Raw genomic sequence first — 24820 nt, forward strand, 5'->3', positions numbered from 1 at the left:
AGCTCACGACGGTGCTCCCGCCCCCCGCAGCCGGTCCCGACGGCGGGGGACGGGAGCACCGTGTGGCCGCCAATCACGCCAGGGCGGCGGCGAGCTCCGGGAGATAGCCGGCCAGGAACCCGAGGTCCGTGGCGCGGGCGAAGTCCGGGTGGTCGCGGTACCCGGTCAGCCGGCCCAGTGCCGTACGGCCGAAGTAGCCACCCGTGCCCGCCTGTTCGACCGGCGGGACGCCATCGCCCGCCCAGTCGGGGTCGGCCGCCACGTGCGGCAGGCACCGCTCGAAGAGCCGGTGGCAGACCTGCAGTCCCCGGCGCATCACCATGTGGTACGGCTCGTCCGCGCCGATCGGATAGGGTTCGGCGGCCAGGGGCAGACCGGTGTCGATGCCCGCGTCGACGCGGTGGAGCGTCGCGGCGAACTCCCGTTCGCCCCGCAACATGGCGTACACCAGCGCCACCTCCGGCATCCCGCGATAGGCGGGGAGCGGACCGTGGTGGACGTTCAGGACGCGCAGCCCGGCGGACAGCACCGGAGCCCGGAAGATCATCCGGTTGTTGACCGACCAGACCAGCCCGTCCGTGCAGGCCGCCGTCAGCTCGGCCGCGACCGCGTTGACGTCCGTGGTGGCGAGGAAGCGGACCCCGGACGTCGCCGCCGGACCGGCACCCGTGGAGGCCGGGCCGCAGACGAGGTCCACCGGCAGTCCGCTGTCCAGAGTGTGCTGCACGGCGCGCCACAGCAGCGCGCCCTCACCGACGAAGATCATGACTCGCTCCGCACCGCGCTGACGGCCTCGACGACCCGGCCCAGGGTCAGCCCGCTGCTCAACGGGCCGAGATAGGCGAGCAGTTGCTGCTCGGCGGACCTGCCGAGCAGCTCGTCACCGAGGGCCGACAGCATCTCCAGAACCGCGAGCGAGTCCCCGCCGAGTGCATGGAAGTCGGACGAGGCGTCGAGGTCCGCGGTGTCGCAGCGCAGGACACGGGACCAGATCCCGGCGGTCACGGCCGCCACTGCGTCGTCGCCGCCCTCGTCGACCGGTGCGGCCACGCCGCCTTCGTCGTCCGGTGCCGCCCCTGCGGCCGCTGCGGGCGCCTCCGGCGGGTCCGCCGTGTCCGCCGGACCGTCCGCCCCCGTGACGGTGGCCCGGAAGGGATCGGGCAGGGCCTTCCGGTCGGTCTTCCCGCTGGACGTCTCCGGCAGGGCCGGCAGGGCACGGACCACCGAGGGCACCAGGTGCGGCGGGAGCGACCGGGCCGCATCGGCGCGCACGGCGGCCTCGTCGAAGGCGGTGACGCCCTGGGCGAGGACCACGAACGCGCACAGCGCCAGCACGTCGTCGCCCCTGCTGCGGGCGACCACGGCCGCCTGGGCGATGTCCGGCAGCTCGGTCAGTGCCGCCTCGACCTCGGCGGGCTCCACCCGGTGACCGCGGATCTTCACCTGGTCGTCGATGCGCCCCGCGTACTCCAGCTGTCCGTCGGGCAGCCGGAGCACCAGGTCTCCCGTGCGGTAGGCGCGGCGGCCGTCCGACAGGAAGACGAACCGCTCGGCGGTCAGGTCGGGGCGGCCCAGGTAACCGCGGGCCAACTGGACGCCGGTGACGTACAGTTCGCCGAGCCGGCCGTCCGGGACCTCGCGCCGCTGCTCGTCCAGCACGGCCACCGCGGTGCGGTGCACCGGCACGCCGATCGGCGCCGAGCCGCGCGTGATGCCGTTCTCGACGACGGCGGCCGTGCAGGCCAGCGTCGCCTCGGTGGGACCGTAGGCGTTGACGATCAGACAGTCCGGCCCGAAGGCCTCGCGTGCCCGGCGGGCCGTGGACGCCGTGAGGTTCTCACCGCCCAGTTGCAGTGCGCGGATGCCCGCCGGGCGGATCCCGAGCCGTGCCGCGAGGTCGAGATGGGTCGGGGTGAGCGACAGGGTGTTGGCGTGCCGGCCCGAGAACATGTCGCGGAGCTTGAGGTGGTCGAGCTCGCCGGGGACCGGCACGACCGATCCGCCGTGCAGCAGCGGCGGGAAGATCTGCATCAGCGACAGGTCGAAGCCCGGCGAGAAGGAGTACGCCACACGGCTCCCGGCGTCGCACCGCATGACCGGTGCCAGCCAGCCGACCGCGTTGACCAGGCTCCGGTGCTCCACCTGCACCCCCTTGGGCCGGCCGGTGGACCCCGAGGTGTAGATGACGTACGCCAGGTCGTCCGGACAGGGAGCCGCGGTGACGAGTGTTTCCCGCGCCGGTGCGTCGAGCGTGCCGTCGGCGGTGGCGACATCCTCCAGGAGGATCGTCGTGCAGTCGGAGTCCCGGACGAGACCGGCCCGGGCGGTCTCCGCCAGGCAGAACCGGGTCTGCGCGTCGCGCAGCAGCTCCACGACGCGCTGCGCGGGATTGCGGACGTCGACGGGGAGGAACGCCGCGCCCGCCTTGAGCACGCCCCAGACCGCGGCGACGCCGTACGCCGAACGGTCGGCGACCACCCCGACGATCTCGCCGCGCCGCACCCCCCGGGCGAGCAGCCCGGCGGCCACGGCGTCGGAACGCCGGTCCAGTTCGTCGTACGACCAGTGCGCGGCGTCGCCGGTCACGGCCGGAGCCTGCGGGGACCGGGCGGCCTGTGCCCGGAACAGCTGCACGACCGTGGTGTCCAGCGGGGGCAGCCCCTCGGGTCCCGGAGCGAGGAGTCGCTCGGCGGCGGCCGGCTCACGGGTCGGCTTCATCTCCGGTCGGCCGCCGTGCGGTTGTGCCGCCGTGAGCGCTCCGGCGAGCCGGTCGAGCAGTGCGTCGCAGCGCTCGCCCACGTCCGCGGACCCTTGGGCGGAGACCACCAGCTCGGTGTGCCCGGGCAGTTCGAGCATCACGACGCTGAAGGGGACCAAGGGGGCGTGGACGGGCAGGGCGTAGACCGTCGTCGCGGTGAATCCGGTCGTGCTGTACTCCGCGAGCTCGAGCCGGCCGGCGTGCGAGACGATCGCCGAGGCGAGGTGGCGGTGCCGTGCGAGCGTCGCGGCCCGCGAGGCGCGCAGGAGTGCAGCGGCCGCGGACAGCGGGAGCCTGGCCAGCGACGCCTCGGTGCCGGCGGCCAGTTCCCGCCGGTCCGCGAGGGCGTTCAGCAGCCGCCGGTGGACGGCGTCCGGATCCTGGCCGGATGGTACGTCGAGGAACACGGGCAGGGTGAGGTTCGCCGTGGCGGCCGCATCGCGGACATGCCGCCGGAGATCGACCGGCACCATGATCCGGGCCGGGGAACCGACGGCCCCGGCAACGGCGGCGGCGACCCTCGCGGTTGCCGCGGCGGGCCGGCCCGGCACGGTCCGCCGGCGCCACACGGCGGCCGTGCCCGCCCGGCCGCCCAGCGGGGAACGCTGGTCGAGCCCGAGGCGGGGCCGCTGCCCCGTTCTGCCGAGCGTGTCCAGGAGCCGGTAGTCCGTCAGCGCCTCCCCGGCGCCGGGCAGGTGCTCGCCCCGCAGGGCGCGGAACACCTCGGCGGCCCACGTCTGCAGGCCCTTGAGGTCCATGACGGCGTGCGCGGCGCGGAAGACGACGGTGCCCGGTTCACCGGTGAGCAGCAGCACCTCGCACCCCGGACGGTCCTCCGACTCCGCCAGGTGACCGGCGAGCTCCGGCAGTCCGGTGAGCGTGGTCCGGTCGAACGAGGCGGAGTCCGCCACCACGACCCTGGCGGGCATACCGCTGTCGAGCCACGTCCTGCCGCGGCGCACGAGCCGGGAGCCGGGGCAGGACCGCGAGGCCCGCGCCACGGCACGGCTCAGCGCACGGGCGTCGATCTCCCCGGAGCCCTCGACGACGAGCTGGATCACCATCAGGTCGCCGAGCCGGGCGGCGGCGAGGTAAGACCATTCGGTGGGGGAGACGGGCCGCCGGAACGCGGAGGCGCCGCCCGTGGAACCGGGGGCTGCGTACTGCACGGTCATGGCTTCACCTTCCGGATGAACTCGTCGACTCCGCCGATCTCCTCGATCCAGGCCGTCAGCCCGGCCATCCCGCTTTCGTGGTCCACCGCCGGCGCGATCAGGTCCCGTCGCGCCGCCGAGGTGTCGTACGTCGTGGAACGGGTCAGCAGCGCCAGCGAGTAGCGGGACAGGGGCGGGGACGCACGCCTGGCCAGCGGGGGGAACGTCCACACCATGTCCGCGACGAAGGCGGCGGCGCGCAGCGGACCGAGGCGGACCCGCCGGGTCGGGGGCGTTCCGCCGAACCGCTCGGCCAGGCCGGCCAGGGTGCTCCACACCTCCACCGGCTCCGGGTCCGCGATGAAGTACGCCCGGCCGCCCACGCCGTCGGCCCGGGAGGCCCGGACACTGGCTGCGGCGGCGTTCTCGCAATGGCACAGCGAGGCGTACACGGGCCTGCCTCCGGAGAGGTCCGGCAGGCTGCCGGTCATCATCTTCGCGAGCAGGCGCGGCATGAAACCGGAATGGTCGCGCGGACCCCACACGGCGCGCGGACGCAGCGCCACCGTGGTGAAGTCCGGCCGGTCCGCGGCCAGCACCAGGCGCTCCGCCGCGGCCTTGGTCTCCGAGTACAGATTGAGGAAGCGCCGCGGGTAGGGCTCGCTCTCGTCGATGCCGAGCCGGTCGCCGTCGCGGATGCCCATCAGCGCGCTGGGGCTGCTGATGAAGACGAACCGCCGGGCCCCGGCCTCCCTGGCCGCGGTCATCAGGCGGCGGGTGCCTTCGACGTTCTCCTCGCGGAACTGGTCCCGGGTGCCGAGGTCGGTCACCCGGGCGGCGCTGTGGTGCACGGCGTCGATCCCGTCCGCCGCCTTCCGCAGCGAGCCAGGGTCCCGAAGGTCGCCGTAGGCGAACTCGACGCCCGGCAGGGTGCGCAGACGGCTCAGGTCGCTGCCTTCGCGCACCAGCACCCGGACCTCGTCTCCCGAGCGGAGGCAGGCGTCGACGATATGGCTGCCCAGGAATCCGGACGCGCCCGTCACCAGTACCTTCATGTCGTAGCGGCCTTCCTCGCAGCGCTCCTCCCGCTGCGGGCCGTCCGCCACCACGTCGCCCCGAAGACCATTGTGAGAGCGGCGGTGGCCCAGGGCCTGCGGCCGGTGGCGAGTTCCTGCTCCGCGCGCAGCGCGGCGGGGATCTGCGCCGCGTGGACGACGACGCTCAGGAAGACGTCGAGCCCCCACAGGGCGGTGAGCGCCGGATGGTCCCAGGGGAGCAGCGGCCACGCCGCCACATAGGCCCAGCCGGCCAGCGGGACCGCGCGCAGCGCCAGCGCCGCCGCCGTGGGGCGGCGGCTCCCGGTGAGCCGGTCCTCGGCCCAGCCGGCCAGCAGCTCCCGGCGGATCTTGGCGTTGTGGCGGACGTCCACCGGGAACGCGGGGTGCGGCAGGAAGTCCACGATCGGCTTGGTCATGGGGTGGTCGGCGCCGAGGTCGCGCAACTCGCCCTCGATGCGCGGCCACTGACTGCGGTCGGTGCCCGGAGCCAGCTCCACGCACAGCACCGGCCGCTGCTCGCCGTACGGGCCGACCCCCACCAGGGCGGTGCGCCTCACCTGCGGATGGGCGTTGAAGACGCCTTCGCAGCGCACCGTGTGCAGATCGCCGTCGGCCGTGCGCACCCGGTGGCTCTTGCGTCCGCAGAACCAGATCCGGCCCGCCTCGTCGATCCATCCGACGTCACCGGTGCGGTGCCAGCGGGTGGCACCGTCCTGGATCTTGTGGTCGGCGTCGGCCTGCGGGGTCCGGAAGTAGCGGGGGCTGACCGCCCGGCCGCTCACCACGATCTCGCCCGGCTCACCGGGCGGCACCGCCAGCCCGGGCGTCCAGCGGGGCACCGGCCCGTCGCTGATCGCGACGGTGCGGACCGCCGTACCGGGCGCGGGGTGCCCCAGACAGACACCGAGTCCGGCGGCGGGCCCGTCGGCGAGCCCGGTCAGTGCCTCACGGCTCTCCAGCAACGCCATCGGCAGGGCCTCGGTCGCCCCGTAGGTGCTGTACACCCGTGCCTCGTCGGGCAGTACGGCCCGCAGCTCGCCCATCAGCCCGGGGCTCACCGGGGCGCCGCCGGAGATGAGCAGGCGCAGCGAGGGCAACGGGGTGCCGGTCCCGGCCAGATGGGCCGCGAGCGGGGCCAGCAGCGCCGGGGACGCGAACATCGCGTTCACCCGGAAGCGCAGGATGGCGTCGGTCAGCGCTGCCGGGTCGGCGGCGCCGACCCGGGCCATGTCCATCTTCGGCACGACCACGGTGCGGCCGGCCGCCAGGTCGAACACGCCCATGAGGGGCATGGTGACCAGGGTGGTCTCCAGGTCGTCCGTGAAGTGGCCCTCCTCCGCCCCGTCCGCCATGCCGCGGAGCATGCCGACGGTGACCTCCACCGGTTTCGCCGGTCCGGTGCTCCCGGTGGTGTAGCCGATCAGTGCGAGGCTGTCAGGGCCGGTCCGCGCCGGAGGCGACGGCGGCCGGCCCTCGCCGACGGCGATCAGCTCCCGCAGCGCGGTGCCGTCCTCACTGCCCACCGTGACCGAGCTGCGAACCCCGGCGAAGGCACGCGGGCGGAGCCGGCGCAGCACATGGGCCTTCGGGACGCCGATGAACGCCTCCACGCGCACCCGCCGGAAGCAGTCGAGCATGCGGCTCAGGCCCATGCCGGGATCCACCACGACCGGCACGGCCCCGACGTGCATCATGGCGAAGACCAGCGTCAGCAGGTCGCCGCCGGGCGGCACCAGGACGGCGGTGCGGGTGCCGGTGCGGATGCCCTGCGCCTCCAGGCCGGCGGCGCAGGCCGCGACCCTGGAGGCGAGTTCGGCGTAGCCGACCGAGGTGTAGGCCGCCTGGCCCCCCGGTTCGGTGCGCCGCCCGTCGGGATGGACGACGGCCGTCTTGCCGGGGGTGCGTGCGGCGTGACCGGCGAGCAGCTCCGCCAGGGAGGCGTGCCGGTCTCGGGTCGGGAGCGACGGGGCGGACATCAGCGACCGGTCCCGTCGCCGGTGCCGGTCAGCCGGTAGAGCGTGGACGCCGACGTCAGTCCGGCGCCCACCGCGACGAAGAGCACCTGGTCGTGTCCGGCGATCCGGTCCGTGTCCAGTGCCTGCCGGTATCCATGGACCAGCGCCGAGGTGTGCGGGTCGCCGTGGACGCCTTCGACGGTGACGGCGGCGTCGGACGCCAGGTCCAGGCGCTTGGCGAGGCGCGCGGCGAACACGGGGGAGGGCTGCGAGGTGATCAGCAGGGTGCGGTCGAGGGCGACGGGGCCTCCGTCCGCGCCCGTGGCGTCCTCTGCCGTCAGAGCGGCGCGGACGGATTCGGCGGCGAGGTCGAGCATCCGGTCCAGGACGTCGTCGTCACGGTCCACGACGATGCTCATCCGTCCGTCGGAGCCGACGTCGTGCAGCGGCAGGTAGCCGTTGACACCGTGTCCGCCAGGCAGGGAACGGTGGTGCACCCGGCCGAAGCCGCCGGTACCGCCGGTGTGTTCCAGCAGCAGGGCAGCTCCGGTGCTCGCGTAGGGGAACGCGTCCGTGCCGGCACGGGACGGGTCCATCGACGGATGGGTGTCGGCGGAGACGACCATCACCCGGCGGGCACTGCCGGTCGACAGCAGCGCGTCGGCGGCCTGCACGGCGTTGAGCACCCCGCAGGCCCCGTTCATCAGGTCGAGGGAGAAGGCGGCCCGCCGGTCGGGCGAGTGGAGGTAGTCGAGATTGATGCCGATGCGCTTCTGGATCAGCGCCGCGACGGACGGCTCGACGATGTTGGAATCGCGGTAGACCCCGACGTTGACGAGGACGTCGACGTCCCCGGCGGTGAGCCCGGCCTGCTCCAGACAGGCGCGGCCGGCCGCCGCCGCGTGGCCGATGGAGCTGCCGGAACCGTCGGCGGGGCTCAGCGCGGCCGAAGTGATGACGGTGGCCATGGTCACACCTCCAGGGAGGAGACGGTCGCGGACAGGAAGCCGGTCACCACACCCGAGGCCGCCGGCACCATCAGCACCTTCGACCCCTCGGGTATCCGGCCTTCCGCGAGTGCCTGATGCAGCACCAGGTAGTGCGAGGTGGTAGCGGTGTTGGCGAGGCGGTCGACGACCGCGAGCGACTGCGGCATCGGGGTGCCGAAGCTGCTCTCGCCCACCGCGTTCATGTAGTCCACGAACCTGCTGCCCACCTGGTGGTGGATGATGAAGTCGTAGCCCTCGTCGGCGAACCGGCGGTCCTGCCCGGCCAGCCGGTCGCCGTGGAAGGCCGGCCACAGCGAGAGCCGGTCCTCGGCGTGCATCTCCTTGTTGTTGGTGTACATGGCCATGTCACCGGTGTCGTCACTGGGCATGCCGAGACAGAGGTGCGAGTACTCCGAGCAGGTCATCAGCTCGATGTCATGGATCATGTCCCGTTCGTCGGTGGCGCGGTCCACGACCACCGCGACGGCGGAGTCGCCCACGGACATCGACGCGAACTGGGGGTCGCGGCTGTCCTCCATCTCGCGTGCGGCGGTGAAGGCGATGGGGGTGATGTGCTCGCCGCTCAGCACCAGGCCGTTGCGCACCGTCCCGGCGCGGATCATCCGGTCCAGCAGGTGGACGCCGGTCATCATGCCCGCGCAGGCGTTGGACACGTCGAAGCGGATCGCGTGCCGCGCGCCGAGCTCCTCGGCGATGCGGTGCGCGAACGACGGCTCGAACTGCAGGCGTCGGCCGTCCGTGGTGCGACTGATGGAGCAGGAGATCACGACGTCGATCTCGTCCGGGGCGTAGCGGGAGCGGTGCAGGCAGTCGCGGGCCGCCGACACCGCCATCGTCAGGCTGTTCTCGGGGTGCTGCGCGGTGTCGTCGGCGACCCGCCGCTCGGTCATCCCGGTGATCTTCACGAGGTCGAACTCCGGGGCCTTCTCCAGGCGGTCGAGGAGTTCCCGGGTGCTCATCACCGTCGCGGGGAGATAGGCCCCGATGGCTTCTAACCGGGTTTTGTTCACAACACTCACTTCCGAAAGAACTTTTCGCGCGTGGGTCCGGCGAATCAAGGTTCTGTTAAATCGTTGCGAGGTGAATCGACGTCACCATTCCCGTGCATCAGACCGTGGGTGTGCCCATGGTTTCGTCGTCGACTTCTCCCTGGTCAGGGGAGTGCCGACTGACGCGAGCACGTCACGGAAAGAGACTATCGCATTACTCAAGCGGCCTCGTGCCATAGGGATGTGACGATCACCACCCCGTCATTCGAGCGGTATTCCGCAGTTCCGCGAGAGCCGGATGTCCCGAGTGCCCCGCGGTCGTATCCCGTATTCCGTCGCCGGACGCACGTCGCTGCACCGGACGGCCCCGGCCCGGCATCGGGCGGCCCCCGCGGACTCGGCCGAAGGCTTATGGGGTGCTCCACCGAAGGCTTTGTCCCGGCCGCGGGTCATGGGTTGTCGGCACCTGTCCGCGATTGGTCATATGGGTGCATCGGGCCCCTTCGTCGGCCGGCGCACAGGCGCCCCACAGGGGCCCGGGCCGGTCGCCGTATGCCGTGACCACCGCATGCCGTGACCCCCTGCTTCCCGCTGGTCGCGCACGAGGCGAGTCCCTGTGCCCACCCGGGTCGCACCCACCACCCGAAAGCGCACATCACCGTCCCGGACACCCCGGGGCGGCCGGATCCACGAGGAGAACCCGCTGTGAACGGCGCAGATACCGCGTTCGTACTGATCAGTGCCGCGCTCGTCATGCTGATGACGCCCGGCCTGGCCTTGTTCTACGGCGGCATGGTGCGGGCGAAGAGTGCCCTCAACATGCTCATGATGTCCTTCGTCTCACTCGGCATCGTCAGCGTGCTGTGGGTGCTCTACGGGTACTCGCTCGCCTTCGGCGACGACCTCGGTGGCGGACTGCTGGGCGATCTCGACCACATCGGCCTCCAGGGCATCACGGCCGACACGCTGACCGGCGGCAAGGAGGGCATCCCCGTCTTCGCCTTCGCCCTGTTCCAGCTGGCCTTCGCGATCATCACGCCGGCGCTGATGAGCGGCGCCCTCGCCGACCGCGTCAAGTTCAGCGCGTGGGCGCTGTTCATCGCCCTCTGGGTCTCGCTGGTCTACTTCCCCGTCGCCCACTGGGTGTGGCAGGCGGACGGCTGGCTGTTCAAGCTCCAGGTCATCGACTTCGCCGGCGGAACGGCGGTCCACATCAACGCCGGTGTGGGCGCCCTCGCCGCGGTACTGGTGGTCGGCAAGCGGATCGGCTTCCGCCAGGAGACCATGCGCCCCCACAGCCTGCCGCTGGTCATGCTGGGCGCCGGCTTGCTGTGGTTCGGCTGGTTCGGTTTCAACGCCGGCTCCGCGCTCGCGGCCAACGGCACGGCCGCCGGCATGGCGCTGAACACCCAGATCGCGACCGGCGCCGCGATGCTCGGCTGGCTGGCCTACGAGCGGATCCGGCGCGGCGCGTTCACCACGACGGGTGCCGCCTCGGGCGCGGTGGCGGGTCTGGTGGCCATCACCCCTTCCGGCGCGCACGTCAGCGTGTTCGGGGCGCTCCTCATCGGTGTCGTCGCCGGCGTGGTCTGCTCGTGGGCGGTCGGCCTGAAGTACAAGCTGGGTTACGACGACTCCCTGGACGTCGTCGGCGTCCACCTGGTCGGCGGTCTCGTCGGCACCCTGCTCGTGGGCGTGCTGGCCGTCAACGGCGTCGGCGGTCCGGGGCAGCTCGGCAAGCAGGCGATCGGAGCGTTCTCCGTGACCGCGTTCTCGTTCGTCGTGTCGTGGCTCCTGGCCAAGCTCGTCGACGTGACCATCGGGTTCCGGGCCGTCGAGCGCGACGAGACCTCCGGTGTCGACCAGGCCTTCCACGCCGAGACCGCCTACGACTTCACCGTGCTGGACGGTTCCGCGGCCGGCCTCGGCGCGGCCCTCGCCGCCGGGATGGACGGGAACGCCGCCGCCGAGCGCCACCGCAACCTGGTCGTCTGAGCCCGCTACGACGCCCCTGACGCCGCGCCCCTGCCGGCGGCAGCCCGGCCCGATGCCCGGTACGGATGTTCCGTACCGGGCCTCGGCGTTGTGCCGCCGGCAGCCCTTCGGGAGGCGGACGGCGGCGGGTGCGGTGTCGCCATGACGACATGGAGAGCCCGGCGGGATGACCGGACCGGACCGTTCCGACGCCGGCATAGGGGATTCGATCGATGAGCAGGTGCTGGGGCCGGCCCGGTCGGCCGATGAGGCCGACTGTCACGGTGCCGTCGTCTCACCGCCCGAAGTCGGGGCCGCGCGCGGCGTACCGGGCAACGGAGCGTGGTCGTCGCTCCGGGAATCACCCGGCCGGGCGCGCCCGCCCCGGGACACCGTGTGCCGCCCTCACGGCCGGCGCTCGCACATCGTCGTGGGCCGGACGGTCACGCGCGCGGCGGACTCCGCGCCGCCGCGTTCCCTCTCGTGCGAGGACCTGGCTCGTAGGGCCCCGGGCGCCCGGCTGCGGGAACGCGGAAGGCCGCCCCGGCAATCACTGCCGGGGCGGCCTTGCGAAGGGGGGATCAGATCAGGCCGGCCTTGTCCAGCACGGTGCAGCAGGTGTCGACGATCAGCCGGGTCACCACGTACGGGTCGACGTTCGCGTTCGGGCGGCGGTCCTCGATGTAGCCCTTGCCGTCCTTCTCGACCTGCCACGGGATGCGGACCGAGGCACCGCGGTCGGAGACGCCGTAGCTGTACTCGTCCCAGGGGGCGGTCTCGTGCAGACCGGTCAGGCGGTCGTCGATGCCGGCGCCGTAGTTCTTCACGTGGTCCAGCGGCTTGGAGCCCTCGCCGAGCGCCTCGCACGCGGTGATGATCGCGACATAGGTCTCGCGCATCGCCTTCGTGGAGAAGTTGGTGTGCGCTCCGGCGCCGTTCCAGTCGCCCTTCACCGGCTTGGGGTCGAGGGTGACGGAGACACCGAACTCCTCGGCGGTGCGGTAGAGCAGCCAGCGGGCCACCCACAGCTGGTCGGCCACGTCCAGCGGGGAGAGCGGACCGACCTGGAACTCCCACTGGCCGGGCATGACCTCGGCGTTGATGCCGGAGACGGCCAGACCCGCGGCCAGACAGCGGTCGAGGTGCATCTCGACTATCTCGCGGCCGAAGATCTCGTCGGCGCCCACACCGCAGTAGTAGCCGCCCTGAGGGGCGGGGAAGCCGCTCTCGGGGAAGCCCAGCGGGCGGGCGCCGTCGAAGAACGTGTACTCCTGCTCGATGCCGAAGAGGGGGGCGTGCTCCGCGAAGCGCTCGGCGACCGGGACCAGTTCGGCCCGGGTGTTCGACACGTGGGGCGTGCCGTCGGTGTTCAGCACCTCGCAGAGCACCAGCAGGTTGTCGCCACCGCGGATCGGGTCCGGGCAGGTGAACATCGGCTCGAGCACCCGGTCCGACGCGTGGCCCTCGGCCTGGTTGGTGCTGGAACCGTCGAAGCCCCAGGTGTTCGGCTCGGTGCCGTCGGCCAGGATCTTCGTCTTGGAGCGGAGCTTGGCGGTCGGGGAGGTGCCGTCGATCCAGATGTACTCGGCGCGGTAACTCATGGCATTTCCTTCTCTCGTGGCCGGAGCGGGGTGATCCCGTCCCGGTGTGGGGTGGTTGTCGGCCTGCCCGGGGCTGTCGGCACCCGTTCTCTTCGGTGCGGCGACTCCCCGGAGCGCGGCTGGTCGGTGGCGCGGGCCGGGTCGGTGACCCGGTGGGTGGCGGCGCCTATGGCGTGGTCGTAGGGCTGGTCGTGCGGCGGGCCCGCCCGGAGGTCAGGCGGTCCGCTTCGTGGTCCCCGGCGGCGTCGTGACGGAGGCGGCCGCCCGCTTCAACGCCTCGGTGACGGTGCTGTGGCCGCCGTGCTCCGCGTCGGAGAGTGGCGTTCCGCCCCAGCGGTCGACGGCCGCGACGTCGGCGCCCTGCTCCAGCAGATGGGAGACGACCGGGAGATGTCCCTCGGATGCGGCCAGATGGAGCGCGGTGCGCCCGTCGTAGTCGGCGGACGACGGGGCGACTCCGGACGCCAGACAGGTGCGTACTCCGTCGAGGTCGCCCTTGCTCGCCGACCACAGTAGACGGATCGTTCCTTCGATCGCCGTCTGGTTCTTCTTCAGCCTCGGGTCGCGCTTGCTCTCGCAGTCGCTTCCGACGAGGGAGTCGTACACATGGAAGTTGTACTTCTCGACCAGTTGCTTGCAGAACTCGATGCCGCGCACGGAGTTCCCCAGGGCGTCCAGGCGCGGTGACCAGATGGCGATCCCCATGACCTGCGGGACGACCAGCATCAGCCCTCCGGACACCCCGCTCTTGGCCGGCAGCCCGATGGAGAAGGCGAACTCTCCGGAATAGTCGTACATCCCGCAGGAGGACATGAGGGAGAGGCACTTCTGCACGGATCCGGTGGAGAAGACCCGGTCGCCCGTGAGCGGCACGACGCCGCCGTTGGCGAGTGTGGAGGCCACCGATGCGAGGGCGGCCGAATCGAGCTCGATCGAGCAGCACTGGAAGTAGAACTCCAGGGTCTCGATGAGATCGGTGCCGCCGGGGAAGGCACCGTGCTCGCGCATGTAGTAGCCGAGCGCGAAGTTGCGGTCGGCAGTCTGCCGCTCCGACAGGTACACGGCGTTGTTGAACCCGACGGGGCTGCCGCCGGAAAGCCGCCGCCACGTTTCCGCGACGTAGTCGAAGCGGTCGGCGATGTCCAGGGACGGCCGGATGAGCGAACAACTCATGATGGCACCCGAGTTGATCATCGGGTTGTGCGGAAGCCAGTTCGCGTTGACCGACAGTTCGTTGAACCCGAGTCCGCTCGGCTCCCGCCCCACGTGCCGATGGACGACGTCGGCGCCGTGCTCCTTCAGCGTGAGGCAGTAGTTGACGGGCTTGCAGACCGACTGCACGCAGAAGTCCACCCGGGCGTCACCGATCGAGAAGCGCTGGCCGTCCACCGTGCAGACGGAGATGGCGAACTGGTCCGGCGGTACCCGCTTCAGCTGCGGGATGTAGTCGGCGACGGCGCCGCCCTTCTCGGAGAGCAGCTTCCCGTAGATCTCGGTGATGTCGGCGACGAAGGAGGGGAAGTCCGGAATGACGAGATCCCCGGTGACCGCGCGGGCCAGCAGGCGCCCGTTCCGCTCGCACAACCTCGCGAACTGTGCGATGTCGAGTCGCCCGCCGTCGGCCGCGGAACACCCCATCGCGGCCCAGGCGTCGCGGACGCGCGGGTCGTCGGGAGTGATGCCGGCCTGCCGGAGCCGTGACACGATCTCCTCGACGGAAATGTGGCCTTCCGCGTCCTTCTTGAACGAGTCGAACAGGTCTCGGACCCCACCGAGGTCGTCGGCCGCATCCGTTCCGGTGCGCCCCACGATTCCGGCAGAGGGGCGGCCGGCCTTTCTCGCCGTGCCCCCGCTCCCCGTTTTCGTCATGAAGGTGCCTGCTTTCGTGTGCATTCGCTGGTTGATCCCCCTCGGGCGGTGGCCGCGGGCGGTCGGTCCCGGCGGCGGTGGGAGGACGGACACGGGTCGTTCCGTATTCCCCGGACGACCTTCCGGCCGTGGTTGTCCGGCCTGTCGAGGTCGCGGCAAGCGAGGGAAATCGCTGTCCTGGTTCCGACTTCATCAATTCCGGGAGGCCGGATGCAAGCCGTGAAACCCCGATCTCGGTAAATCCTTGGGTGTCCCGGTCGTCATCCCTCGGTTCGCGCTTCGGTGCTCCGGGGTGCCCCCTGCCTCGCCCTCGTGACGCCGGGTGCCTCGTCCTTGTGAGGAAGGGCGCGGCATGGACGGCCGGGCCCGCGGGCGTCGAGAACGGCTCGTTTCCGGGCCGCGTACTGCGCCGCGGTGCCAGGGCGGAGGAGGAAATCGGCGGTAGTGCTGTTCCGTTCGCCAGGCAGGTGCACTTCCAGGGGAACCCGGCGTCGGATGTCCGGTCCCGAAGAGTGATCGCGGCGACACAGCAGGTCGAATTCGCGGGGCGCGCCGACGGGATTCCAAAGGGACGTCACGGGGATTTCACGACGACTTCCCCAAGGTTCCGGTGGAATCCCGGGAGACCTGGCCTCGTCGTCCGCCGACCGGCGCAGGGGAGACGAACGGGAAGCGGTTCCCGACGGGGGCATTCACTCGCCTGCCGCGTTCGACGGCAAGCAGAACGGCCCGGACCGGCGCAAGGTGCAGCGCCGGTCCGGGCCGTCGCGGACCTTCACCGGAAGGTCCGGGGCCGAAGAGGTCAGTCCGTCCGCGCCAGCGCCTCCGCCAGGCCGGGACGGCCGTCGATGTCGAGCTTGCGGTACGCGTTGGTGAGGTGCACCTCCACCGTGCGCAGACCGACGAACAGATGGCGGGCGATGGCCCGGTTGGTCATGCCCTGCGCGGCCAGGTCCGCCACGCGCCGTTCGGTGGGCGTCAGGGAGTCCACGCCGTGGAAGGCACGGGTGCGCGGACGGTCGCCGAGCGCCCGGAGTTCGGACAGGGCCGCCTCCGCCACCACCGTCGCACCGATCTGGTGCGCGACACTGACGGCCTGCTGGAGGTGGATCCGTGCCTCCGTGAGGTCCCCCGCTCCGCGTGCCTGGGCACCGCAGTCGGCGGCTGCCTGCGCGTGGTAGTACTTCGCCGCAGTGCTCTCCAGGACCGTCACGGCCTCGCGCAGCATGGTGAACCCTTCGGCGCCGCCGGTCACCAGTCCCAGGGCCCGCAGGGCGAGCCCCTGGAAGTCCGGGACGCCCCACGCGCGGGCGCGCGCCAGCTCGTCCCGGGCGAGCGCCAGGGCGGCATCGCGCTCGCCCAGCGCTGCGTGTGCCAGGGCCGCCTCCGAGCGCCAGGGCAGCACACCCGCTCCGGGGAGTCTGCGGGCGCAGGTCCGGTGGCCGCTCAGCAGGAGGTCGGCCAGGGCTTCCCGTGTCCGGCCCTGGGCCATCCGGAGCCGTCCGCGTACCAGGAGGACGTAGTCGTTGACCCAGTGACCGTTCAAGTCGCCGGTGAGCCCGCCTTGTTCGAGCAGCGCGGCCGCCTCGTCGAGCTCACCTTGTTTCGTGAGCGCGTCCATGAGGGTGGCGAGGGCGGCGACGCTGTGCATGTTGCACTTGTCGACGCCGATCTCGCCCAGTGCGTCCAGTGCGGCCTGTGCGTCGGCCCGGCACTCCGTCACCTGGCCCAGCCTGCACCGCACACTGGCACGGGTGCCGACGGCGTACGCGTAGGCGAGCGCCGATTCCCGTGTGCGGGCCTCGTTCACGGCTTCGTCGACGTAGGCGAGGGCGAGCTCGGCCTGCCCGGCCGCCCCGAGGGCGAGGATGGCGCCGAGATACACCAGGGATTCGTCGTCGGCCGGGTTCAGGCCGTGGCTCAGCGCCTGCCGGGCCAGGGAGATCACCTCGTGGGGATCCTCGCCGGTCATCAGCGCGCGCAGGCTGAGCAGCGCGGCCAGCGGCCGTTCCGCGGGGCCTCCCCCGGCGTCGGAGAGCCGGAGTTCCTGGAGCCGGGGTATCGCGAGTGCGGCCGCGGCGGGCAGGTTCACACTGCCGTACAGGAAGTCGACTTCCAGGCGGAGGGCGTTCGCGGCGTCGACCGGCCGGAGGGCCGCGCTGGTGCTGCGGAGCACCGCCAGTCCCTCGGGGTACCGGTCGAGCGCGAACAGCGCCCGTGAGAGGGCGCGCGCCGCCGAGGTCCGCTCCGTTGTTTCGCGGGACAGCTCCAGTCCCCGCTGCAGATGGCGGACGGCGTCCGGGACACTGGTCGCGAGCTCCGCCCTGCCGAGGCCGATCAGGAGGGTCGCCCGGGACTCCTCGCTGAGGACTTCACGCAGGGCGCGCCGGATCAGCGCGATGGCGTCCGCGGGACGGCAGCGCCGCGTGGCCTGCGCCGCGGCCGCGTGCAGTACGTCGGCCGCACCGGGCACTCCCAGGGGGGCCTGCCGGAAGTGTGCCGCCACCTCCTCCAGCGGGGCGTCCTGCGCGAGCAGCAGGCGTGCCGCCCTGGCGTGCAGTTGGTGGCGCCGGCTCGGCACCACCTCCTCGGTGAAGGCGGCGGCGACGAGCGGGCAGGAGAAGGCGACCGTGTCGTCGGTGCTGGTCATCAGCCCGGCCCGGACGAGTCCGTGCACGGCGTCCCGGGTGGTCCCCTCGGCCAGCCCGGCCACACCGGCCAGGAGGACGATGTCGGCGGATCCGTCGAGCACCGCCAGGGCCTGGGCCGTGGCGAGCGCGTGGGGGCCGGAGTTCTTGATCAGGCCGTGCAGGGCCCGCCCGACTCCCGTGGGGGTGTAGCGGGTGAGTTCGCCCGCGGTGCGCGCGTCGGGAGCGGCTCCCGACGCGCGGAGCGTCCGCACCAGGGCGTGCAGCAGAAACAGATTGCCGCCTGTCGCCGTGCGGCAGGCGGTGGTGAAGGACGCCTCCACGGCCGTGCCCAGGGCGTCCTCGACGACGGCGGCGACGGCGTCGTCCTCGAGGGGCTGCAGGACGAGCTGATGGCGGAACAGCCGCAGGACGGCCCCCGTCGTCTCCGCACTCTCGGTGGCCGGCTCCGGCCCCAGCGACGCGAGGACGACCAGGGGCAGGTTGCCCGCGCGCCGCAGCAGGAAGTGCAGCCAGCGCAGCGAGTCCGCGTCGGCCCACTGCAGGTCGTCGATGACGACGAGCAGTCTGCCGTTCGTGGTGAGGTTCACCGCGAGCCAGTAGAGGCTGTTCAGGAGTTCCTCGGCCTCCCCGCGGGCCGCGACGCCACCGCCGCGCCGGGTCCCGGGCGGTTCCAGCAACAGCGACGCGGCACCGGCGGCGTGACCGGACAGCGGTGAGTCCGGTCCGTCGCCCGCGGCTCGGACGAGGTGTTCGAACATCTGGCGCACCACACCGAAGGCGAAGCCGCTCTCCATCACGTCCCCGGAGGCCGACACGACGATGTCGCCCTCCTCGCGGACCTCCTCTACGGCGGCCCGCAGCAGGGCGCTCTTGCCGCTGCCGGCCTCTCCCTGGACGAGGACCGCTGTGCTCAGCGAGGTGCGCGCGGAGAACAGCTCCCTGATGGCGCCGAGTTCGCGTTCCCGGCCGGTGAACAGGGGTATGGCAGGCTGGTGTTTTTGCTGGTCAGCATAGATAGTGTCCGCATTCCGAACGGCCCGGAGGGGGCGTGGGGGGCGTGCGGTAGCCTGCCCGGCATCGCGCCCGCCGGCGCGAAGACCGGGGTCGAATGGCGCCGGTACGACGGGGGAGACGGGTTTCGGGGCGATATGGGACAAGGTCACTCAACGGTGTGAGAGCGGTCGGTTGGCTCCGGTGCGCCGCCGCCTGCCGAACCGCCGCACTCGGATAGCGTCCGAACGGAGCGGTGTCATGAGCGGATCACAACCCGCCTCGGCGGTGGCACCACAGTCGTCGGGGTACCGGACGGTGCGTGCAGCGCCGGCTTCCGACGGACGTCGGACCGGCAGCCGCACTCACGTGGATCGAATTCTCCGAGTCGGATGTCAGTACCCCGTAACTTCCTGGTAAGTGACGATTTGTGCATGTTTCATCACGGCGTGACGCCAGGGGCCCGTAGCACCAGTGACAGGAGTAAGGGAACGTGGATGGTCTGAGGATCGCGGTGCTGGGTCCGCTGCGTGCATGGCGCGCCGATCGCGAGCTGGACACCGGACCGGCCCAGCAGCGAGCCGTGCTGGCGGCCCTGGCGCTGCGCGGGGGCCAGGTGGCCTCGGTGCAGGAACTCCTCGACGGCATCTGGGGCTGGGACCCGCCCGCCAGCGCCGCAGTGGCGCTGCGCAACCACGTCTCCCGGCTGCGCACCGTACTGGAGACCGATCCGCGTGCCCCGGAGGCCCTGGTGTCGACGGCCGGCGGCTATGCGCTGCGGCTGGCCGACGGAGCCCTGGACGCCACCCGCTGCGAGCAGCTGGCGTCCGACGCGGAGCATGCCGTGACGGCGGGCGACCCGGAGCGCGCCGTCCGGCTGCTCGGCGAGGCGCTCGCGCTGTGGGACGGCACACCGCTCACCGGCGTACCGGGGGAGTACGCCGAGCGGCAGCGCGACCGGCTCACCGAGACCAGGCTGGTCCTGCACGAGAGGCGGCTGGGCCTGGAGCTGGAACGGGGGCGGCACTCCGAGGCGGCTGCCGAACTGTCCGCCCTGGCCGACGAGCATCCGATGCGCGAGGGGCTGCGCGGACTGCAGATGCTCGCCCTGTACCGCTGCGGACGGCAGGCCGACGCGCTCGCCGGATACGGCAGGACACGCCACTACCTGTCCGAGGAACTCGGCATCGAGCCGGGCCCCGACCTGGCCCGTCTGCACCAGCGCATCCTGCAGTCCGATCCGGGCCTGGCGCTGCCCGGCGACTCCGCGCCGACGCCCGCCCAGGACCCGGCCCCCGGGCCGGACCGTGCTCCCGCACCGGTCTGGATACCCCCGGCCCAGCTCCCCCCGGACGTGCCGGACTTCACCGGCCGTCAGGAAACGGTCGCCCACCTGAGCGACACCCTCTCCGGGGCCGGGGGACAGCCCGCGACGGCCACGACCGTATGCGTCGTCCACGGCATGGGCGGCGTCGGCAAGACCACCGTGGCCGTCCACGCCGCCCACGCGGCACGCGAGCACTTCCCCGACGGCCAGCTGTACGTCGACCTCCGCGGCGCAAGCAGGGACCCCGCGGACCCGTACGCCGTCCAGCAGTCGTTCCTGCTGGCCCTCGGCGTCTCTGCGAGGAACATCCCGGCCGGCCACGTCGAACGCACGGCTCTCTACCGGTCCCGGCTGGCCGGCCGGCGTCTCCTGCTGCTCCTTGATAACGCCGTCAACAGCGAGCAGGTGCGGCCACTGCTGCCCGGGACGGCCGAGTGCGCCGCCCTGATCACCAGTCGCACCCCGCTCGCCTGCCTCCCCGTCACCAGTCGCACCGCACTCGAGCCCTTCAGCGAGCCGGAGGCACTCGCCCTGCTGGAGCGGATAGCGGGCGCCGAACGGCTCCCCACGGAACCCGAGGCGGCCCGCAGCCTCGTGCACGCCTGCGGCCTCCTCCCGCTCGCCGTGCGCATCGCCGCGTCGCGACTGGCCGCACGGCCCCGCTGGACGATCTCCTCGCTGACCACCCGGCTCACCGACCGCTCGCGCAGACTCACGGAACTCCAGGCGGGCGGCCTCGCGGTGGAAGCCGCCTTCGAACTCGGCTACACCTCCCTGAGCAGCACCGAGGCAAGGGCCTTCCGGCTGCTGGCCATCCCGGAGGCGGCGGAGGTCACGCCGCGAGCCGCGGCGGCCCTCCTGGGCACCACGGAGGACGCCGCGGAGGACGTCATGGAGTCGCTGGCCAACGCAGGCCTCCTGGAGTCCTTCGACCCGGGACGCTACCGCTACCACGACCTGCTGCGGCTGTACGCCCGCCACCGCACACTGAAGACCGACTCGTCGTCGGAACGCAAAGCCGCCCTCAGCCGGCTGGCCCTCTTCCACCTCGCCGGGATGAGCGCCGCGCTGGGCGCCGACCGGCCCTACAGCCGGCTGGCCAAGGCACTGGACCCGCGCCTCCCGGGCGGGCCGCGCTTCGCGGACCGCTCCGAGGCACAGCAGTGGGTGATCGCCGAACTCCCCGGCATCCTGGGCGTCGCCGCCCAGATCGTCCACCACCCGACGCGTCCGGTCTGCGCCGACGACGCACGCACCATCGGGCGCATCCTGGTGCTCCTCATGCCCTTCGCCGACCTCTGCGTGGCGTGGGCTTCCATGGTGTCGCTCGGACACGTGCTGCTCGACGAGGCGGAGGAGGACGACGACCGCCCCGCGATCGTCAACGCGTGCGCGGTGCTCGCCCTGGCCTACGCCGCGGCCGGACAGCAGGACCGGGCCCAGGAATTCGCCCGGCAGGGATTCCTGACGACCTCGCCCGGCGACCGGGTCTTCCGGCACCGCCTCGCCTACGTCCGGGGCACGGCGGCGGCCATGGACCGGGAATCCCTCGACGAAGCGGTCACCCACTTCACCGAGGCCGCCGCGATCGCCCGGGCAGCGGAGGAGGTCGGCTTCGAGGCACAGTGCATGCTGGGGCTGGCCATGACCCATCTCGCCCGCAAGGAGCCCGGCCGGGCCGTGCGGTACTGCCGCGAGTCCTTCACCCTCAGCCAGGCGGCCGAGTGCGCCCTCGGCAGCGTGCTCGCCCTGCGCAGCCTCGGCCAGGCCCTGCACGACCTCGGCCGGCACGCCGACGCGGTCGAGCACTACACCAGGGCCCTGGCGCTCTGCGCGGCCCATGACCTGCCCACCCAGCGGGCCCACACGCTGCTGGGACTCGCCCTCGCCCAGTCCGGGGACGGCCGCCCGGCCGAGGCCCGTGCCGCGGCCGTCGAAGCGCTCCCGACGCTCGCCCTGCTCGGCGACATCACGGGCCAGCGACTGGCCACGGATCTCCTCGACCGCATCGAGCAAGGCATCGGGCTCGTCACCGAGGACGGCACCGAGCACGTCTCCGAGGGCGGCACCGAGCACGTCTCCGAGGGCGGCACCGAGCACGTCTCCGAGGGCGGCATCGAGGACGGTGAGAGCCGGCCCTCCGGTACTAGGTGACGGTCTCACCTTCCTCGGCGAGGGAACCAAGGGTGACCGCGGAGCATCATATTGACGCGAACAGATATACGAAGAGTGAAGTGAACAGCACATCTGACCAAGCCGTAAGGCCGTGCAGTGTGCGGGGGACGACAGGGCGACAGCCGTGCTCTATGGACGACAACGAGAACTCGCGATACTGGGCGAGCTCAGCGAACACCGCGCACCCGGAACGGCAGTCCTCGTCCGGGGGGCCGGCGGTGCGGGCAAGAGCGCGCTCCTCCGGAGGGTGCTGCACCGGGCCGCGGCGGCCGGGCACCTCGTGCTCTGCGCCACCGCCGACCCCCTCGACCCACCTGCCGAACCCGGGGTCGTCCAGCAGCTGTTCGAGCACGCCGCCGACGGGACCGACGAGCCCGCGACCGCATGCCTCACCGGCTATGGCGTCCCGCACCACGCCATGGCGGCCCTCGCCGGCGACGACCGCCGGATCGTCGTGGGCGTCGACGACCTCCAATGGGCCGACCCGGCCTCCGTACGGTGGCTCGGCAGACTGCTGCGCCGACTGGACGGCCTCCGTATCACCGTGCTCGCCACCATGGGGCCCGGCCACCCGGACTGCGACGACCACGAGATCGGCGCACTGCTGCCGCTCTTCCGGCACCGCGTCTGGCTCTCGCCCCTCGGCGACGCCGAAGTCGGCGCACTGGCCGAAGCGGTACTCGGGAAGACCCCCGAGCCCGACTTCGTGACCGCGTGCCGCAACGTCACCGGGGGCAACCCCGCCCTGCTCCACGCCCTGCTCCGGTCCCTGCGCACCCATGGTGCGGCCCCGGACGCCGACACCGCCGCCGGTCTCGACCGGTACGCGCCCGCCGAACTGGGCCGCGCCCTCCACACCACGCTGCGCGCCGTCGGTCGGCCGGCGGCGGCCATCGCCGAGGCGGTCGCCGTACTGGCCGGCCCCGATACCCCGTCCCCCGACCTTCTGGCCCACGTCGCCGGAATGCCCGAGCCCGCCGTCGAGGACGCCCTGCACGCGCTCGCAGCCACCGGACTCATGACCCACGAGCAGCGCGGTCCCGGCTTCACCTCCCCGCTCCTCGGCACAGCCGTCGCCCACGACGTGCTGCCCAGCCGCCGCCAGGAACTCCACGCCCGCGCGGCGCGGTTCCTCATCGAACGCGCCGTCGACTGGGACACCGTCACCCCCCACCTGCTGAACGCACCGCTCGGCCAGGACTGGACGGTCGACGCCCTGCTCCGCGCCGCCGGCGACGCCGAAGACCGCGGTGACCGCGCCTCCGCCATCGCCTGCCTGCAGCGCGCACTGCGCGAACCCCTCCCCGAGCGGATCCGGGCCCAGACCCTGGCCGCCCTAGGCGAAGCCGAACTCACCCACAGCCTGCCCACCGCACTGCACAGCCTCCGACGGAGCCTGGACCTCGCCACCGCGCCCGGCGAACAGGCCGCCGCGGCACGCTCGCTGGCCGGGGCACTGTTCACCCTGGACCGCTACCCCGAGGGCATCGACGTGCTCCGGCACGTCGCCGAGCGGATCCGCCCGGCCGGCCCGCTGGACGCCCTGCGCCTGGAGATCGACCTGGTCTACGCCCAGTTCAGCCGCAACGGCACGGCGGCCGCGGCGATGCCCCGGCTGACAGCGATGGACCTGTCCGAGGCCGACGGCACGGCCGTCGGACGCCCCCTCGCCGCGCTGCTGTCGCTCCGTTCGCTCTTGGACGGGGGCGACGCCGCACAGGCCGCCGCGTACGCCGAGCAGGCGCTGACGGACGGCGTCTGCCCGGAGAACGACGAATCCTTCGTCTACACCGCCCCGGTCCTGGCGCTGGCCGCGGCGGGCCGCGCGGATCTCGCCCTCGCCCGTGTCGACGCCGATCTGGAGGTCGTCCGCGCGCGGGGATCCGCGTTCAGCCACGCATACGTCCGCACCCTCCGCGCCGGCGTCAACTACCGCCTGGGCAACGTCACCGGCTGCGAGGCGGACGCCCAAGCCGCGGTCGAGTTGCTGAGCGGTATCGGTGCCGGCCCGGCCACCAGCCACTGCGTGGCGCTGTGGACCGACGCACTGGTCAAGCAGGGCCGTACCGAGGAGGCCGAACAACTCCTCATCCGCTACGGGATGACAGGCCGGCTCGGACGGCACTGGGCCAACGACATCACCGCGCTCGTCAGGGGCCGGCTGCACACCGCCCAGGGCCGCCACCGAGAAGGTCTCGCGGACTTCCTCCAGTCCGGGGAGCGCGCCGCGTCCCGCCGGATGGCGGGGCCGGCCGTGCTGCCGTGGCGGTCCGAGGCCGCGCTGGCCCATGCCGCCCTCGGCGAGCAGGAACAGGCCAGGGCACTCGCCGAGGAGGAGGTCGCCCAGGCCCGGGCATGGGGTGTACCGGAGTTCACCGGGGTGGCGCTGCGCGCGCTCGGCGTGGTCACCGGCGGGCCGGCGGGGGTCTCCCATCTCCGTGAGGCCGTCCGGCTGCTGGAACCGTCGAACGCCAGGCTCTCCTGCGCGCAGGCGCTCGCCGACCTCGGTGCCCTGATCCGGCGCACCGGGCGGCCCTCGGCGGCGCAGGAACCTCTGCGGCAGGCCGTGGGCCTCGCAGAACAGTGCGGGGCGGCCGCAGTGGCCGAATACGCCAGGGAGGAGCTGCGGGCAGGCGGCTACCGGCCGGATGCGAAGGTCGCGCACGGAGTGGCGGCGCTGACCCCATCGGAGCGCCGGGTCGCCGACCTCGCCGCCGAGGGCCTCACCAACAAGGAGATCGCGGCACGGCTGTTCGTCGGGCTGCGGACCGTGGAGATCCACCTCAGCAAGGCGTACAACAAGCTCGGAATCAGCGGCCGCGCCGGCCTGGCCGAGGCGCTGGGCGCGTAGCGCGCCCGCGAGCGCCCGTACCGGCGAGGGCTGCCTCGACCGGCGGGCGCTCGACGACAGGTCCGGCGCAGGCCGCCACCGTTCACCGCCGTTGCGAGGTCCCGCGGACGACACCACGCACGACAGGTGCCTTCGGTACGTCAGGCGCCCTTCCGTGAACGCACAAAAGAGGATGCCGGGCAGTGGGGGGAGTCACTGCCCGGCATCCGGTTCTTGGTTGGGCCCGTTGTGTTCGGGCTGTGGGATGCCGGGCAGTGGGGGGAGTCACTGCCCGGCATCCGGCTCATGGTTCAGCCCGTTGCCTTCGGGCTGCCGCTGTGCGGATGTGCGTCCTGCGCGTCCGCTCAGTCCTCGTCCGTCGTCGTGGGGAGTTTGGTCTGGATGAGGTCCATGACGGTGGAGTCGGTGAGGGTGGTGGTGTCGCCGAGCTGGCGGTTCTCGGCGACGTCGCGCAGGAG

The 24820-nt window shown here is 72.5% G+C and carries 12 protein-coding genes; 3 read left to right on the forward strand and 9 right to left on the reverse strand.

The window, feature by feature from the left end; translation table 11 throughout:
• Window positions 1-73: 73 nt before the first annotated feature.
• The 6 genes from ACZ4Z5_RS14040 to ACZ4Z5_RS14065 are packed head-to-tail and all read right to left on the reverse strand — an operon-like array spanning window position 74 to window position 8954.
• Window positions 74-766, reverse strand: coding sequence for a formyltransferase family protein (locus ACZ4Z5_RS14040; RefSeq protein ID WP_468261440.1), 693 nt, complete (start codon window positions 764-766; stop codon window positions 74-76).
• A complete protein-coding gene (locus tag ACZ4Z5_RS14045; protein ID WP_468261443.1) occupies window positions 763-3933 on the reverse strand; it encodes a non-ribosomal peptide synthetase in 3171 nt (1056 codons plus the stop codon). Before ACZ4Z5_RS14045 ends, ACZ4Z5_RS14040 begins: the two co-directional genes overlap by 4 nt.
• Window positions 3930-4967, reverse strand: coding sequence for an NAD-dependent epimerase/dehydratase family protein (locus ACZ4Z5_RS14050; RefSeq protein WP_468261446.1), 1038 nt, complete (start codon window positions 4965-4967; stop codon window positions 3930-3932). Before ACZ4Z5_RS14050 ends, ACZ4Z5_RS14045 begins: the two co-directional genes overlap by 4 nt.
• Window positions 4964-6946 carry a fatty acid CoA ligase family protein gene (locus ACZ4Z5_RS14055; protein ID WP_468261449.1) on the reverse strand — a complete coding sequence of 661 codons (1983 nt, stop codon included), beginning with the start codon at window positions 6944-6946 and terminating at the stop codon, window positions 4964-4966. The genes ACZ4Z5_RS14050 and ACZ4Z5_RS14055 overlap by 4 nt, the downstream gene beginning before the upstream one ends.
• Window positions 6946-7893, reverse strand: a complete 948-nt coding sequence (locus ACZ4Z5_RS14060) for a hypothetical protein (RefSeq protein ID WP_468261452.1) — start codon at window positions 7891-7893, stop codon at window positions 6946-6948. The genes ACZ4Z5_RS14055 and ACZ4Z5_RS14060 overlap by 1 nt, the downstream gene beginning before the upstream one ends.
• Before the next feature lie 2 nt (window positions 7894-7895).
• A complete protein-coding gene (locus ACZ4Z5_RS14065) occupies window positions 7896-8954 on the reverse strand; it encodes a 3-oxoacyl-ACP synthase III family protein (RefSeq protein WP_468261455.1) in 1059 nt (352 codons plus the stop codon).
• 675 nt (window positions 8955-9629) lie between these two features.
• Here ACZ4Z5_RS14065 and ACZ4Z5_RS14070 point away from each other — a divergent pair.
• Complete coding sequence (locus ACZ4Z5_RS14070; RefSeq protein ID WP_468261458.1) at window positions 9630-10919, forward strand: ammonium transporter; 1290 nt, start codon at window positions 9630-9632, stop codon at window positions 10917-10919.
• Between the two features lie 560 nt (window positions 10920-11479).
• Here the strand turns inward: ACZ4Z5_RS14070 and glnII are convergent.
• The 3 genes from glnII to ACZ4Z5_RS14085 all read right to left on the reverse strand — a co-directional run bounded on the left by glnII (window position 11480) and on the right by ACZ4Z5_RS14085 (window position 18182).
• On the reverse strand, window positions 11480-12499 hold the full coding sequence (gene glnII / locus ACZ4Z5_RS14075; protein WP_468261461.1) for a glutamine synthetase: 1020 nt from the start codon (window positions 12497-12499) through the stop codon (window positions 11480-11482).
• Between the two features lie 213 nt (window positions 12500-12712).
• On the reverse strand, window positions 12713-14308 hold the full coding sequence (glsA, locus tag ACZ4Z5_RS14080; RefSeq protein WP_468261463.1) for a glutaminase A: 1596 nt from the start codon (window positions 14306-14308) through the stop codon (window positions 12713-12715).
• An 862-nt stretch (window positions 14309-15170) separates the two neighbouring features.
• Window positions 15171-18182 (reverse strand): ATP-binding protein, encoded by a 3012-nt coding sequence (locus tag ACZ4Z5_RS14085; RefSeq protein ID WP_468261466.1) that lies wholly within the window; start codon window positions 18180-18182, stop codon window positions 15171-15173.
• 320 nt (window positions 18183-18502) lie between these two features.
• On the opposite strand from ACZ4Z5_RS14085, the gene ACZ4Z5_RS14090 reads away from it, so the two are divergent.
• Both ACZ4Z5_RS14090 and ACZ4Z5_RS14095 read left to right on the forward strand, forming a co-directional pair.
• Entirely contained in the window at window positions 18503-21490 is a 2988-nt protein-coding gene (locus ACZ4Z5_RS14090) for an AfsR/SARP family transcriptional regulator (RefSeq protein WP_468261469.1), read from the forward strand.
• Between the two features lie 145 nt (window positions 21491-21635).
• The gene (locus ACZ4Z5_RS14095; RefSeq protein WP_468261471.1) at window positions 21636-24362 is read left to right on the forward strand and encodes an AAA family ATPase; all 2727 of its coding nucleotides are present in this window, start codon (window positions 21636-21638) and stop codon (window positions 24360-24362) included.
• Window positions 24363-24820 lie beyond the last annotated feature (458 nt).

It is taken from the genome of Streptomyces sp. NPDC030222 (genome assembly GCF_055573115.1).

What these genes read in the sequence shown, in the direction of transcription:
- ACZ4Z5_RS14045 (WP_468261443.1), bottom strand. Translation starts at nt 3,933, where the DNA reads ATGACCGTGCAGTACGCAGCCCCCGGTTCCACGGGCGGCGCCTCCGCG.
- ACZ4Z5_RS14040 (WP_468261440.1), bottom strand. Translation starts at nt 766, where the DNA reads ATGATCTTCGTCGGTGAGGGCGCGCTGCTGTGGCGCGCCGTGCAGCAC.
- glnII (WP_468261461.1), bottom strand. Translation starts at nt 12,499, where the DNA reads ATGAGTTACCGCGCCGAGTACATCTGGATCGACGGCACCTCCCCGACC.
- ACZ4Z5_RS14050 (WP_468261446.1), bottom strand. Translation starts at nt 4,967, where the DNA reads ATGAAGGTACTGGTGACGGGCGCGTCCGGATTCCTGGGCAGCCATATC.
- ACZ4Z5_RS14060 (WP_468261452.1), bottom strand. Translation starts at nt 7,893, where the DNA reads ATGGCCACCGTCATCACTTCGGCCGCGCTGAGCCCCGCCGACGGTTCC.
- ACZ4Z5_RS14055 (WP_468261449.1), bottom strand. Translation starts at nt 6,946, where the DNA reads ATGTCCGCCCCGTCGCTCCCGACCCGAGACCGGCACGCCTCCCTGGCG.